The organism is Cellulosimicrobium sp. BMG9.22 (assembly GCF_059159975.1).
This window is the reverse complement of the sequence record NZ_JBZGBY010000072.1, coordinates 1-718: the sequence shown is the minus strand read 5'-3', so window position 1 is coordinate 718 and position 718 is coordinate 1. Positions and strand designations below refer to the sequence as shown.

Here is a 718-nt window from a genome sequence, read left to right as displayed (position 1 = left end):
CCGCCCGAGTGGCAGACCGGCGCCGTCCCGGCCCACTGCGATGGCTTGATAGAAGCACGCACCAACCTCCCTGCCCTGCAGGAGGTTGTGGCCCGTCACAGGTTTGCCTCGTAGTGACTCACCCCGGGTCGACGCCGGTCAACGACGTCCGTCCTGGAAGGGGAGTCCGCCGCAATGCCCATCGTCGCAGAGACCTACCGATACGTCATCGGGGTCGACACTCACGCCGAACAACACACCTACGCCCTTGCCATGACCAACGGTGCGGTCCAGCAGATCCAGTCGTTCCCCACGACCGCCACCGGGACCGGGCGAGCGATCGACTGGGTTGCCCGCCACACAGACGGCGACCTGGACGCGGTCCTGGTCGTGATCGAGGGCGCTGGTTCCTACGGGCGCCTCGCAGCAGCAGCGTTCACCCGGGCCGGGTACCAGGTCGTCGAGGCGCTGGCCCCTACCCGCGCCCAGAAGAAGGCCGCGAAGTCCGACCCGCTCGACGCCGCCCGCATCGCCCAAGCCGTCCTCGGAACCAACACAGCCAGACTGCCCCGCCTCCGCGCGGGCGAGGCCGGACAGACCGCCGCCCTGCTGCTCGCCGAACGCGACGCACTGGTCAGCGAACGCACCATGCACGTCAACCAGCTCACCGCCCTGGCCCGCACCCACGACCTCGGCATCGACGCGCGCCGCGCCCTGAGCCAGGCCCAGATCACGACCA

General features: G+C 69.8%; 1 protein-coding gene. It reads left to right on the top strand.

Translation table 11 applies throughout. The features are described 5' to 3' along the window. Positions 1-174 precede the first annotated feature (174 nt). On the top strand, positions 175-718 hold a 544-nt coding region (locus AC4H2H_RS19740; protein ID WP_494372534.1), incomplete at its 3' end, for an IS110 family transposase.